The 12,543-nt window shown below is 71.2% G+C and carries 15 protein-coding genes; 9 read left to right on the top strand and 6 right to left on the bottom strand.

The genetic code is table 11. The features are described 5' to 3' along the window. Window positions 1-109 precede the first annotated feature (109 nt). From rsrA to ACH4D5_RS11675, 4 genes are all read right to left on the bottom strand, one after another. Window positions 110-418: a mycothiol system anti-sigma-R factor gene (rsrA, locus tag ACH4D5_RS11690; protein ID WP_362996335.1), complete on the bottom strand. Its 309-nt coding sequence runs from the start codon at window positions 416-418 to the stop codon at window positions 110-112. Then, a complete protein-coding gene (locus ACH4D5_RS11685) occupies window positions 415-1,098 on the bottom strand; it encodes a sigma-70 family RNA polymerase sigma factor (protein ID WP_398300999.1) in 684 nt (227 codons plus the stop codon). Before ACH4D5_RS11685 ends, rsrA begins: the two co-directional genes overlap by 4 nt. 231 nt (window positions 1,099-1,329) lie before the next feature. Next, window positions 1,330-1,968 carry an alpha/beta family hydrolase gene (locus ACH4D5_RS11680; protein WP_398301446.1) on the bottom strand — a complete coding sequence of 213 codons (639 nt, stop codon included), beginning with the start codon at window positions 1,966-1,968 and terminating at the stop codon, window positions 1,330-1,332. A gap of 21 nt (window positions 1,969-1,989) precedes the next feature. Further along, on the bottom strand, window positions 1,990-2,805 hold the full coding sequence (locus ACH4D5_RS11675; protein ID WP_398300997.1) for an SOS response-associated peptidase: 816 nt from the start codon (window positions 2,803-2,805) through the stop codon (window positions 1,990-1,992). A 49-nt stretch (window positions 2,806-2,854) separates the two neighbouring features. Here ACH4D5_RS11675 and ACH4D5_RS11670 point away from each other — a divergent pair, with 49 nt between their 5' ends. The 4 genes from ACH4D5_RS11670 to ACH4D5_RS11655 all read left to right on the top strand — a co-directional run bounded on the left by ACH4D5_RS11670 (window position 2,855) and on the right by ACH4D5_RS11655 (window position 6,421). Beyond that, entirely contained in the window at window positions 2,855-3,577 is a 723-nt protein-coding gene (locus ACH4D5_RS11670; RefSeq protein WP_398300995.1) for a M50 family metallopeptidase, read from the top strand. A 32-nt stretch (window positions 3,578-3,609) separates the two neighbouring features. After that, on the top strand, window positions 3,610-4,959 hold the full coding sequence (gene aroA, locus ACH4D5_RS11665; RefSeq protein WP_398300993.1) for a 3-phosphoshikimate 1-carboxyvinyltransferase: 1,350 nt from the start codon (window positions 3,610-3,612) through the stop codon (window positions 4,957-4,959). 16 nt (window positions 4,960-4,975) lie between these two features. Beyond that, on the top strand, window positions 4,976-5,986 hold the full coding sequence (rsgA, locus tag ACH4D5_RS11660; protein WP_398300991.1) for a ribosome small subunit-dependent GTPase A: 1,011 nt from the start codon (window positions 4,976-4,978) through the stop codon (window positions 5,984-5,986). 111 nt (window positions 5,987-6,097) lie between these two features. Further along, the gene (locus ACH4D5_RS11655; RefSeq protein WP_398300989.1) at window positions 6,098-6,421 is read left to right on the top strand and encodes a DMT family transporter; all 324 of its coding nucleotides are present in this window, start codon (window positions 6,098-6,100) and stop codon (window positions 6,419-6,421) included. Between the two features lie 8 nt (window positions 6,422-6,429). Here the strand turns inward: ACH4D5_RS11655 and ACH4D5_RS11650 are convergent, their stop codons facing one another. Beyond that, window positions 6,430-7,035 (bottom strand): TetR/AcrR family transcriptional regulator, encoded by a 606-nt coding sequence (locus ACH4D5_RS11650; RefSeq protein WP_398300987.1) that lies wholly within the window; start codon window positions 7,033-7,035, stop codon window positions 6,430-6,432. 161 nt (window positions 7,036-7,196) lie between these two features. On the opposite strand from ACH4D5_RS11650, the gene hisN reads away from it, so the two are divergent. Both hisN and ACH4D5_RS11640 read left to right on the top strand, forming a co-directional pair. Continuing rightward, on the top strand, window positions 7,197-7,997 hold the full coding sequence (gene hisN, locus ACH4D5_RS11645) for a histidinol-phosphatase (RefSeq protein WP_398300985.1): 801 nt from the start codon (window positions 7,197-7,199) through the stop codon (window positions 7,995-7,997). A gap of 197 nt (window positions 7,998-8,194) precedes the next feature. Further along, complete coding sequence (locus ACH4D5_RS11640) at window positions 8,195-8,602, top strand: cyclic nucleotide-binding/CBS domain-containing protein (RefSeq protein WP_398300983.1); 408 nt, start codon at window positions 8,195-8,197, stop codon at window positions 8,600-8,602. A 66-nt stretch (window positions 8,603-8,668) separates the two neighbouring features. Here the strand turns inward: ACH4D5_RS11640 and ACH4D5_RS11635 are convergent, their stop codons facing one another. Next, window positions 8,669-10,138: a catalase gene (locus ACH4D5_RS11635; RefSeq protein WP_398300981.1), complete on the bottom strand. Its 1,470-nt coding sequence runs from the start codon at window positions 10,136-10,138 to the stop codon at window positions 8,669-8,671. 139 nt (window positions 10,139-10,277) lie between these two features. Between ACH4D5_RS11635 and ACH4D5_RS11630 the strand changes: the two genes are divergently transcribed. The 3 genes from ACH4D5_RS11630 to ACH4D5_RS11620 all read left to right on the top strand — a co-directional run bounded on the left by ACH4D5_RS11630 (window position 10,278) and on the right by ACH4D5_RS11620 (window position 12,521). Further along, window positions 10,278-10,694 (top strand): Fur family transcriptional regulator, encoded by a 417-nt coding sequence (locus ACH4D5_RS11630; protein WP_362996355.1) that lies wholly within the window; start codon window positions 10,278-10,280, stop codon window positions 10,692-10,694. 163 nt (window positions 10,695-10,857) lie between these two features. Beyond that, the gene (locus ACH4D5_RS11625) at window positions 10,858-11,634 is read left to right on the top strand and encodes an ABC transporter ATP-binding protein (RefSeq protein WP_398300979.1); all 777 of its coding nucleotides are present in this window, start codon (window positions 10,858-10,860) and stop codon (window positions 11,632-11,634) included. Beyond that, complete coding sequence (locus ACH4D5_RS11620) at window positions 11,631-12,521, top strand: ABC transporter permease (protein ID WP_398300977.1); 891 nt, start codon at window positions 11,631-11,633, stop codon at window positions 12,519-12,521. Before ACH4D5_RS11625 ends, ACH4D5_RS11620 begins: the two co-directional genes overlap by 4 nt. The last annotated feature ends 22 nt before the right edge of the window (window positions 12,522-12,543 follow it).

Raw genomic sequence — 12,543 nt, 5'->3', positions numbered from 1 at the left:
CGGTCCGGAGACTAGAACGGCGGTCTCCCGGCCAGCGCCCGGCTGCCGGTAATTAGCACGTTCGAGTGACGGGAGAGGAGAGCGGGGCCCGTGAGCGGACCCCGCGTGATCAGGCCTCCGAGGGGGCCGCGTCCTGGGTGACGTCCTGCTCGGGGACGGCCTGCCCGGAGCGGATCAGGTCGATGCGGCCCATCACCTTGGCCCGCAGGTCGACGGGTACGTCGTCTTGGCCGCAGCAGCGCTTCACCAGCTTCTTGACCGCCTGCTCGAGGCCGTACTTCTCCAGGCACGGAGAGCACTCCTCGAAGTGCGTCTCGAACTTGGTGCAGTCGCTGTCCGGCATCTCGTGGTCGAGGAACTCGTAGAGATGGTCCAGGACTTCACTGCAGTCAGTCTCGTGCGGCTCTCCGCAGCTCATGAGCCCGAGCCTTTCGTTCCGTTCGACTCCCCGGCACCTGCCGGGACGAGCCCGCGCTCGCGGGCGTAGTCCTCCAGCATGCCGCGCAGTTGGCGGCGGCCCCGGTGCAGTCGGGACATCACCGTACCGATGGGTGTCCCCATAATGTCCGCGATCTCCTTGTACGCAAAGCCCTCGACGTCGGCCAGATAGACGGCGATGCGGAATTCCTCGGGGATCGCCTGCAGCGCCCGCTTCACGTCCGAGTCGGGCAGGTGGTCCAGCGCCTGCGACTCGGCGGAGCGCAGACCGGTGGACATGTGCGACTCGGCGCGGGCGAGCTGCCAGTCCTCGATCTCCTCGGCGGCGCTGCGCTGGGGCTCGCGCTGCTTCTTGCGGTACGAGTTGATGAACGTGTTGGTGAGGATGCGGTACAGCCACGCCTTGAGGTTGGTGCCCTCACGGAACTGGTGGAACGACGCGTACGCCTTGGCGTAGGTCTCCTGCACCAGGTCCTCGGCGTCCGCCGGGTTGCGCGTCATGCGCAGCGCCGCCGAGTACATCTGGTCGAGGAACGTCAGCGCGTCCCGCTCGAAGCGGGCCGTGCGCTCCGCGGCCGTCTCGGACTTCTCCGAACTCTCTCGGGGCTGCTCCGCCTGGCCGTGCTCGGTCCCTGCGTCGGTCCCAGTGACCGGACCCACCTCCTCCAACGACGTGGTGAGGCCGAAAGCAGCCCCACTCGAATCGGAGGATAGACGACGACCCGCTCCCCGCGCCGCCCGAATAGATGCGGTTTTGGGTGCGCTCAGCACCGTCCACTCCAGGTCAGCGGCGCTGGAGCGGTTCGGGCAGATGGTCGAACCCATGCGGCGGACTCCCTCTCGTACGAACAGCTGCTGACGGCGTTCACCGTCTGTCCGCAACAACAGAGGTCACCCGCCCAACATTCCCGCCCACCGGGTGACGCCGTCCGTGATGCGTTTCACCGCCTCGTCCTGCCCGATGTCCGCCCGCTTGGGCACGGCGAACCCGTGGTCGCCGTACGGGATTTCCACCAGCTCGTACGCCCCTTCGGGGAACTCGGCGGGCTTCCCGAAGGGGTCGTTGCCGCCCTGGACGACGAGGGTGGGCACGCCGGCGCCGAGGAGTTCGTCGGCGCGGGACTTCTCGGGCCTGCCCGGAGGGTGCAGGGGGAAGCTGAGGGCGAGCACGGCGGCGGCGCCCAGCTCGGTGGCGGTGCGGCAGGCGACGCGGGCCCCCGCGCTGCGGCCGCCCGAGATCACCGGGAGTCCCTTCTTCTCCAGCGCGGGCCAGATGCCGCGCCATCCCGCGTCCAGCGTCTTCGGCGCGGGCGCGAGCTTCTTGCCGGCGACCCGCCAGGGCTGCTCGACGAGGGCGACGGTCACGCCGTGCGCGGGCAGCTCGGCGGCGATGGCCTGAAGGTCGCGGGCCTCGATGCCGCCGCCGGCGCCGTGGCTGAGGGCGAGCAGGAGGCGCGGCTTCTCCGTGGCGGGGTACCAGGTGATCCTCGCCGTGCCGGTGTCGGTCTCGACCGTCTCACTCCGTGTCATGTGCGTCACGTCAGAAGAGTGTCAGAAGAGTGTGCCCTCTTCGGGTCCGTCGAGCTCCTTCAGCAGCTCCGGTCCGTTGTTGCGTACGTTGCTGACGGCGGTGGACACCGGATAGGCCCGCATCAGGCCGTGCGGCGGCGGCTCCAGGAGGGTGCGAAGATCCTCGGCGTCCGTGCGGGACGGGTCGAGCCAGGCGTCCCAGCGGTCCGGTGTGAGCATCAGCGGCATGCGCGGGTGGATGTCCGCGAGCGAGCGCGGGCCCTCCTCGGGGGCGACGGCGAGGGGCGCGGTCTCCGCCTCCGTGGTGATCACCGTGCACGTCACCCACCACGCCAGGGGGTGCTCGTCGGGCAGGGTCTTGTCCCGCCAGAATTCGTAGAGCCCCGCCATGGCGAAGACCGAGCCGTCGGCGGGCGTCACGAAGTAGGGCTGCTTGCGCGGCCGCTTCTTCTTGCCCTCGACCTCCAGCTGCCGCTCCTCGGGCGCGGTCACCCACTCGTAATAGCCGTCGGCGGGGATGACGCAGCGGCGGGAGGTGAAGGCCCGGCGGTAGGACGGCTTCTCGTGGACGGTCTCCGCGCGCGCGTTGATCATCCGGGCGCCGCCCTCGGGCGTCTTGGACCAGGAGGGGACGAGCCCCCACTTCAGGGTGCGCAGCTGGCGAACCGGACGCGGGTCGTCGGCGTCTTTCAGAGGACGGTCCAGGACGGCGTAGACCTCTTTGGTGGGGGCCACGTTGTAATCGGGGGCCAGCGCCTCTTCCGGCTCCCACTTCTCGATCTCGAAGATCCCCGCGAGGTCCTCGGGCCCACGACTGGATGCATACCGTCCGCACATACGTGCCAGACTGCCAGACCGCGTACGACCAGAGGAGCCACTCCCAGCAATGGAAAGCACCGCCAACGCAAGCCTGACCGACCTCTGGGACCGCGTCTTCGGCACGCAGGCGGCGCCCGAGCAGTGGCTGGTGATCGCGACCGGCGTCGTCGCCCTCGCCGTCGTCGTGCCGCACGCCATATGGCGCCTCGCCCGCAACGCCATCACCATCGCGCACGAGGGCGGCCACGGCCTGGTCGCCCTCCTCACCGGGCGCCGCCTCGACGGCATCCGGCTGCACTCCGACACCTCGGGCCTGACCGTCTCGCGCGGCAGGCCCACCGGCATCGGCATGATCCTCACCGCGGCCGCGGGCTACACCGCGCCGCCGCTGCTCGGCCTCGGCGGCGCGGCCCTGCTCGCCTCGGGCCGCATCACGGCGTTCCTGTGGATCGCGACCGCGCTGCTCGTCGTGATGCTGGTGATGATCCGCAACGCGTACGGCGCCCTGACGGTGATCCTCACCGGCGGCACGTTCCTGCTCGTGTCGTGGCTGGCCGACACCGACGTGCAGGCGGCGTTCGCGTACGCGGTGGTGTGGTTCCTGCTCCTGGGAGGCGTGCGTCCCGCCTTCGAGCTCCAGGCCAAGCGCAGGCGCGGGGGCGCGGGCGACTCGGACGCGGACCAGCTGTCGCGGCTCACGCACGTCCCGGCGGGGCTGTGGCTCTTCCTCTTCCACGCCGTCTCGCTCTGTGCCCTGATGGGCGGGGGGCGCTGGCTCCTCGACGTCTGAGCAGGGTCACCCACAGCCACTAAAGTAAAGGCATGACCGAAACCCCGGCGAACACCGCCCTCTGGCCCGCCCCGCACGCAAGCGGAGCCGTCACCGCGACGGTCCACGTCCCCGGTTCGAAGTCGGTCACCAACCGCGCGTTGGTCCTGGCCGCGCTGGCCGCCGAGCCGGGCTGGCTGCGCCGCCCGCTGCGCTCCCGCGACACCCTCCTGATGGCGGGCGCGCTGCGCGCCATGGGCGTCGGCATCGAGGAGACCGTGTCGTCGAGCTCCTCGGTCGCGGGCGGCAAGGAGGGTTCCGGCGAGGCGTGGCGCGTGATCCCCTCGGGCCTGCACGGCCCGGCCACGGTCGACGTGGGCAACGCCGGCACGGTCATGCGCTTCCTGCCCCCGGTCGCCACTCTCGCCGACGGGCCGATCCGGTTCGACGGCGACCCCCGTTCGTACGAGCGGCCCCTGCACGGCGTGATCGACGCCCTGCGCGCACTCGGCGCCCGCATCGACGACGCCTCGCACGGCAGCCCGGGCGCCCTGCCGCTGACCGTGCACGGCGGCGGTGCCCTGGAGGGCGGCCGGGTCGAGATCGACGCCTCGTCCTCCTCGCAGTTCGTCAGCGCCCTGCTGCTCTCGGGCCCGGGCTTCAACCAGGGCGTGGAGGTGCGGCACGTGGGCGGCGCCCTGCCGTCGATGCCGCACATCCGGATGACCGTGGACATGCTCCGCGCCGTCGGCGCCCAGGTGGACACCCCCGAGGCGGGCGGCGAGCCGGACGTGTGGCGGGTCGCCCCCGGCGCCCTCCTCGGCCGCGACCTGACCATCGAGCCCGACCTGTCGAACGCCCAGCCGTTCCTCGCCGCGGCCCTGGTCACCGGCGGCACGGTCACCGTCCCGGACTGGCCGGCCCGCACCACGCAGCCCGGTGACGCGCTGCGCGAGATCTTCACGGAGATGGGCGGCTCCTGCGAGCTGACCGAGCAGGGCCTGGTCTTCACCGGGTCCGGCTCGATCCACGGCATCGACGTGGACCTGAGCGAGGTCGGCGAGCTCACTCCCGGCATCGCGGCGGTCGCGGCCCTCGCCGACTCGCCCTCGACACTGCGCGGCGTCGCCCACCTCCGTCTGCACGAGACGGACCGCCTTGCCGCGCTCACCAAGGAGATCAACGAACTGGGCGGTGACGTCACCGAGACGGCCGACGGCCTGCACATCCGGCCGCGCCGGCTGCACGGCGGCATCTTCCACACCTACGACGACCACCGCATGGCGACCGCGGGCGCGATCATCGGCCTCGCGGTGGACGGCGTACAGATCGAGAACGTCGCGACGACGGCGAAGACGCTCCCGGACTTCCCCGACCTCTGGACCGGGATGCTCGGGAACTGACGGGCGGAACGAGAACATGCGCCGCTACGGCAAGAACCCCGACGAGGACGACATCCGCGTCCGCCCCAACCGCAAGGGCAACCGCCCCCGCACCCACATCAGGCCCAAGCACGAGGACGCGGCCGAGGGCATGGTCCTCACCGTCGACCGGGGGCGGCTGACCGTCCTGGTCGACGACCGGATCGTGATGGCGATGAAGGCCCGTGAGCTGGGCCGCAAGGCCGCCGTGGTGGGTGACAGGGTCGCCGTGGTCGGGGACCTGTCCGGCAAGAAGGACACGCTCGCGCGGATCGTGCGGATCGCGGAGCGCACCTCCGTCCTGCGGCGCACCGCCGACGACGACGACCCGTACGAGCGCGTGGTCGTCGCCAACGCCGACCAGCTCGCCATCGTCACGGCCCTCGCCGACCCCGAGCCGCGTCCGCGGCTGATCGACCGGTGCGTCGTGGCGGCGTACGACGGCGGTCTGGAGCCCATCCTCGTCCTGACCAAGTCGGACCTGGCCTCCGCCGACAAGCTCCTGGAGACGTACGCCACGCTCGACATCCCCTATGTCGTCACCAGCCGCGAGGAGTTCACCGACGGCGCGGAGCTCGCGCGGGTCCACGAACTGCTCGACGGCAAGGTGACCGCCTTCGTCGGGCACTCCGGGGTCGGCAAGACGACGCTCGTCAACGCGCTCGTCCCGGAGGAGCGGCGGCGCACGACCGGGCACGTCAACGCGGTCACGGGCCGCGGCAGGCACACCACCACGTCCGCGCTCGCGCTGCCGCTCGCCGATGTGGGCGGCTGGGTGATCGACACCCCGGGCGTGCGGTCGTTCGGCCTCAACCACGTCGACCCGTCCCGCGTCATCCTCGCCTTCCCCGACCTGGAGCCGGGGACGGTGGACTGCCCGCGCGGCTGCAGCCACGACGAGAAGGACTGCGCCCTGGACGCCTGGGTGGCCGCCGGGCACGCGGACCCGCAGCGCCTCTACTCCCTGCGCAGGCTGCTCGCGACACGGGAACGGCGGGACGACGACTGACCTCCCCGTTGTTTGCGCCACGTCGGCGAAGGTAAATGCATAATCGCACCGAGCCGGATTCCGGGCGGACGAAGCGGCCGCACATCGTGGACGAGTACGGGAGGCAAGGACATGGCGTGGCTGCTGGTCATCGTCGCCGGGATTCTCGAGACCGGCTTCGCGGTCTGTCTCAAGCTGTCGCACGGCTTCACCAGGCTCTGGCCCACGATCGCGTTCGCCTGCTTCGCGCTGGGCAGCTTCGGTCTGCTGACCCTGGCGCTGAAGAAGCTGGACGTGGGGCCCGCGTACGCGGTCTGGACGGGCATCGGCGCCGCGGGCACCGCCATCTACGGCATGGTCTTCCTCGGCGACCTGGTCTCCACGCTCAAGATCGTGTCGATCTCCTTCGTCATCGTCGGTGTGATCGGCCTCCAGCTGTCCGGCTCCGCGCACTAGCCCGGCCGCTACCTGGCGCCGACCCAGCGCCCTATGGCCCCGCGGACCACTTCCGCGGGGTCGTCGTCGTTCCCGGCCGGGGCGACGACGTACGACAGGGCGAGGCGGACGGCGCTCTCGCAGGCGCGGGCCAGCTCGGGGTCGCGGCTTCTGGCCCGGCCGCCGAGCGCGAGCACCGCCCGGTCCCGCACGAGCGCGAGCAGCTCCGCGGCGGTGGGCACCCCCGCGTCCGCGCGGCGCTGCGCGGGCACCGACGAGGTGGAACCGGCGTTCCGGCTCGGCGCGGGCAGCCGCTCGCTCCAGCAGCCGGTGAGCGCGGCCCGCACCAGCACGTTGCCCCGGGCGGCGCCCACCGTCCACGCGGCCACGGCGGCGAGCCGGTCGGCGGGTTCGCGCTCCTCGGCGAGGGCGCGCTCCACGCCGTGCAGATAGCCGTCCGTCTCGCGCCGCAGCAGGGCGCGGGCCAGGCCGTCCTTGCTGCCGAACTCGTTGTAGAGGGTCTGCCGGGACACCCCGGCGGTGGCCGCGACGTCGACCATGCGGACGCCGGGCCACGGCCGCCGTGCGAGCGCCGTGTACGCCGCGTCCAGTAAGGACTCCCGTGCTGCGGGCATCGTCGCCTCCCCGGGCCCAGGGCCGGACAGGCCCTTAGGGGCTCTCCCGTGCCAGAGTTGACGCGCTCGGCAGCACTGTCAATAGCCCCGGCGCAAGCGCCGTGCAGCGCCTCGCACCCGGCGCTGTGGATCGTGCCGAACGAGATCGATACTGTTCATCCATGCCCGACTACCACGATGATCTGCGTCTCGCCCACGTCCTCGCGGACACCGCCGACGCCGCGACCATGGCCCGGTTCAAGGCCCTCGACCTCAAGGTCGAGACCAAGCCGGACATGACGCCGGTGAGCGAGGCCGACAAGGCCGCCGAGGAGCTGATCCGTGGCAACCTCCAGCGGGCCAGGCCGCGCGACGCGATCCTCGGCGAGGAGTACGGCGTCGAGGGCACGGGCCCGCGCCGCTGGGTGATCGACCCGATCGACGGCACCAAGAACTACGTGCGCGGCGTCCCGGTGTGGGCCACCCTGATCTCCCTGATGGAGGCGGGCGAGGGCGGCTACCAGCCGGTGGTCGGCGTGGTCTCCGCGCCCGCGCTCGGCCGCCGCTGGTGGGCGGCGAAGGGCGGCGGCGCGTACACGGGCCGCTCCCTCACCTCGGCGACCCGGCTGCACGTCTCGAAGGTCTCGCGGCTCTCGGACGCCTCGCTGGCGTACTCCTCGCTCTCCGGGTGGGAGGAGCAGGGCCGCCTCGACGGCTTCCTGGACCTGACGCGTTCGGTCTGGCGCACCCGTGGCTACGGCGACTTCTGGCCGTACATGATGGTCGCCGAGGGGTCGGTCGACCTCTGCGCGGAGCCGGAGCTCTCGCTCTGGGACATGGCGGCGAACGCGATCGTGGTGACGGAGGCGGGCGGCAGCTTCACCGGCCTCGACGGCAGGCCGGGCCCGCACAGCGGCAACGCGGCCGCGTCGAACGGCCTGCTCCACGACGAGCTGCTCGGCTATCTCAACCAGCGCTACTGAGGTCTCACCCAGCGCCACCGAGTCGAACCGCCCGAGTTGAACTGACGGCGCACGCCCCCTTGTTGGCGCCCGGCATCGCTGCAACTCTGAGAGTCCCCCCACTTGTGAACTTGTGAATCCGTTCTCCAAGCCGGTGGCGGAGGCAATCCTTCGCCCACCGGGAGACCACGGTTTCACCAAGGAGGTGGCTCACGCCCATGCTCGTCCGCGACGCCATGAGCTCGATGGTCCTCACCATCGGCCCCGCCCACACTCTCCGCCAGGCCGCCCACCTGATGGCGGCCCGCCGCGTCGGCGCGGCCGTCGTCCTGGACCCCGACACCTGTGGCATCGGCATCCTCACCGAGCGGGACATCCTCATCTCCCTGGGCCTCGGCCAGGATCCCGACCAGGAGGTCGCCGGCACCCACACGACCACCGAGATCGTCTTCGCCTGTCCCTCGTGGACCCTGGAGGACGCCGCGGACGCCATGTCGCACGGCGGCTTCCGGCACCTGGTCGTCATGGACGGGAACGAACCGACCGGGATCGTCTCGGTCCGCGACATCATCCGCTGCTGGGCGCCCGGCCGGCGCGCGGCGGCCACCGCCTCGATGGCGGGCTGAACGCGGCGGCGGGCCGGCCCCGTGAGGGAACCGGCCCGCCGCTCTGCCCACGGCAAGTGGTACTGGTCAGCCGCGCAGGGCCTGGACCGCGGCCTCCAGCCGCTTGCCGAAGTCACCGTCGGCCTGACGGAAGTTGTCGATCGCGCGCTCCGCGATGTCGTCGCGCGAGACCTTGGAGATGAACCCCGCCAGGTTCTCGATCAGGCGGACCTTCTCGTCCTCGGACATCAGGCGGTAGAGGTTGCCCGCCTGCACGAAGTCGTTGTCCTCGGCGTGCCTGGCCGGCTCGTGGTTGCCGGTGCCGCCCGTGACCGGGACGGACTGCCACAGCGGCCGGTCCGTCTGGAACGGTCCGCCGAAGCTGTTCGGCTCGTAGTTCTTCGCGCCCTTGTGACGGCCGTCGTAGAGGAAGCCGTCGCGGGAGTGGGTGCGCGCCTCGGTGGCGTGCGGGCGGTTCACCGGCAGGTGGTCGGCGTTGATGCCGACGCGGTAGCGGTGGGCGTCGCCGTACGCGAAGAGGCGGCCCTGGAGCATCTTGTCGGGGGACGGGCCGATGCCGGGCACGAAGTGCGCGGGGCTGAAGATGGCCTGCTCGACCTCGGCGAAGACGTTCTCCGGGTTGCGGTTGAGCTCCAGCTTGCCGATCTCGATCGGCGGGTAGTCCGCGTGCGGCCACACCTTCGTGAGGTCGAACGGGTTGAAGCGGTAGGTCGCCGCGTCGGCCGCCGGCATGATCTGCACCTGCACGGACCAGGACGGGAAGTCGCCGCGCTCGATGGCCTCGCGCAGGTCGCGCTGGTGCGAGTCGGGGTCCTTGCCCGCGAGGATCTCGGCCTCCTGGGCGGTGAGGTTCTTGATCCCCTGCTCGGTCTTGAAGTGGTACTTGACCCAGAAGACCTCACCGGCCTCGTTGTTCCACTGGAACGTGTGCGAGCCGAAGCCGTCCATGTGGCGGTACGAAGCGGGGATGCCGCGGTCGCCGAAGAGCCAGGTCACCTGGTGGGTGCTCTCCGGGGAGAGACCCCAGAAGTCCCAGACGTTGTCCGCCTCCTGCGAGCCCGTGTAGGGGTCCCGCTTCTGGGTGTGGATGAAGTCGGGGAACTTGATGGCGTCCCGGATGAAGAAGACCGGGGTGTTGTTGCCGACGAGGTCGTAGTTGCCCTCTTCGGTGTAGAACTTCAGCGCCCAGCCGCGCGGGTCGCGCACGGCGTCGGCCGAGCCGAGGCTGCCGGCCACGGTGGAGAACCGCAGGAACGTCTCGGTCTCCTTGCCGACCTCGGAGAGGAACTTCGCACGCGTCCACTGGGAGACGTCCCGGGTCAGCGTGAAGGTGCCGTACGCACCGGCGCCGCGGGCGTGCACGATCCGCTCCGGGATCCGCTCGCGGTTGAAGTGGGCGAGCTTCTCCAGAAGCAGCTGGTCCTGGACCAGAACCGGACCGCCGACGCCCGCGGTCTCACTGTTCTGGTTGTCGGCGACCGGCGCCCCGGCCTCCGTGGTGAGCGGTCCCTGCGTCACGTGCGCCTCCTGCGTCATTCCTGCCAGTCCTGTCCGTCGGCCCTGTCCCTTGGCGTTTGCCGTACTCGATCCTACGATGGACTTTGTCTAAGTCAAGCGAGAATCCAAAGTCACACCCGTTCGGGACTGAGGTCCCCCGCCTGTTAGGCTGGCTTCCATGAGTGACCTGTTGGAACGACTGCGTGGCCGCGGCTGGCGCATGACGGCGCAGCGGCGCGTCGTCGCCGAGGTCCTCGACGGGGACCACGTCCACCTCACGGCCGACGAGGTGCACGCCCGCGCCACGGACAAGCTGCCCGAGATCTCCCGTGCCACCGTCTACAACACCCTGGGCGAGCTCGTGAGCCTCGGCGAGATCCTCGAAGTCTCGACCGACCGCCGCGCCAAGCGGTACGACCCGAACGCGCACCGCCCCCACCAGCACCTGGTCTGCGCCCGCTGCGGCGCCATCCGCGACGTCCACCCCACGGGCAACCCCCTGGCGAGCCTCCCCGACTCGGAGCGCTTCGGCTTCACGGTCGAGGACGTGGAGGTCACGTACCGCGGCGTCTGCCCGAGCTGCGCGGCGGCGTAGCCCTTTTCCGTACGACTTTTCGTACGACTTCGAAGGCCCCCGGCACCGCGCCGGGGGCCTTCGCCGTGCGCCTCCCGGCCGGGGCCGACCCCTTCCAGAATCTGACGCCCCGTCATATTCTCTGCGGCGTCCGACATCCGCCTGCCCTCCGCGAGGAGAAGCCGTGGAAGATCCGCACCCCAAACTCCGCGCCCACGCAGTGACCAGAACCTTCGGCCGAGCCGCCAGGGCGGTGCACGCACTCGGCCCCGTCGACCTGGAGATCGCCCCCGGCGAGTTCACCTGCCTCGTCGGCCCCTCGGGCTGCGGGAAGTCGACCCTCCTCCGCATCGCCGCCGGCCTCCTGCGCCCCGGCTCCGGCGAGCTGACCATCCGCACGGCCGCCCGCCACCCCGTCGCGATGATCTTCCAGGACTACGGCATCTACGACTGGAAGACCGTCCGGGCCAACGTCCGCTTCGGCCTGGACATCCAGAAGGTCCCCCGCCGCGAGGCGAACGCGCGCGCCACGGACTGGCTGACCCGCATGGGCCTCGCCGACTTCACCGACGCCTACCCAGCCGCCCTCTCCGGAGGCATGCGTCAGCGCGTCGCGATCGCCCGCGCGCTGGCAGTGGAGCCCGAGATCCTCCTGATGGATGAGCCCTTCGCCGCCCTCGACGCCCAACTCCGCGTCATCCTCCAGGATGAGCTGCTCGCCCTCACACAAACCACTCGCACCACGACGCTGTTCGTCACCCACAGCCTCGAAGAGGCGATCGTCCTGGGCGACCGCGTCCTCGTGATGTCGGCCCGACCCGGCCGCGTCATCGCCGAGCGCCGCCCGCCGTTTCCGCGCCCCCGCGGCGGCGAGATCCGTACCGCACCCGAGTTCACCGCCCTCAAGGGCGAGCTGTGGGAGCTGCTGCGGGCCGAGGTCGGCACGGCGGCCGCGGCATGACAAGGACCACGAGCACCACCCCGGCCACCGGCAAGAGTCCCGCCCCGCAAGAGGACCTGCTGGTCAGAAAGCCTGGCCCGCAGGAGCTGCACCCCGCCCGCACCCATCGCCGCCGCCGCGCCCTGGAGCTGTCGCTCGCCGTGGGCGTGCCCGCTGCGCTCATCCTGCTGTGGCAGCTGGCCGCCGTCCGCGGCTGGATCGACGACCGCGTCTACCCGGCGCCGCAGACCATCCTGGAGGACGGCTGGCACCGCGCCGCCGACGGCGAGCTGTGGCCGGACGTATGGGCCACGCTGAAGCGCGTGCTCGCCGGATACGCGATCGGCACGGCCGCCGGGTACGCACTGGGCCTCCTGATGGGCACGCTCTCCGTAGTACGGGCCGCGCTGGAGCCCACGCTCGACGCGCTGTACGTCGTCCCGAAGCTGGCGCTCCTCCCCGTCTTCCTCAACATGTTCGGGCTCGGCGAGGGCCCGCAGATCGCGCTCGTCGCCGCCACGGTCTTCTTCTTCGTCTGGATCTCGACGATGGCGGCGGTCCTCGCCGTCCCGTCGGGACACCGCGACGCGGGTCAGGTCTTCGGCGCCTCGCCCTGGCAGATGTTCCGCCACGTCCTGCTGCCCGCGTCCCTGCCCGCCGTCCTCGTCGGCGCGCGGATCGCCGCGGGCGTCGCCGTCCTGGTGATCGTCGCATCGGAGCAGATCGCGGCGGCCGACGGCCTCGGCCACCTGATCTTCGACTCGCGCGCCCTCTTCCAGAACGACGTGATGTTCGTCGGCATCGTCTGCGTCGCCCTGCTCGGCGTCGTCTTCTCCGAGCTGGTGCGGATCGCGGGCCGCCTGCTCACCCCCTGGGCCCCGCGCGACCGCGGCCGGAGCCAGTCATGACACGTATCCGCACCACTGCCTC

It is taken from the genome of Streptomyces sp. NPDC018029, assembly GCF_044327655.1.
GTDB lineage: Bacteria > Actinomycetota > Actinomycetes > Streptomycetales > Streptomycetaceae > Streptomyces.
This window is presented reverse-complemented; position numbering and strand designations above follow the sequence as displayed.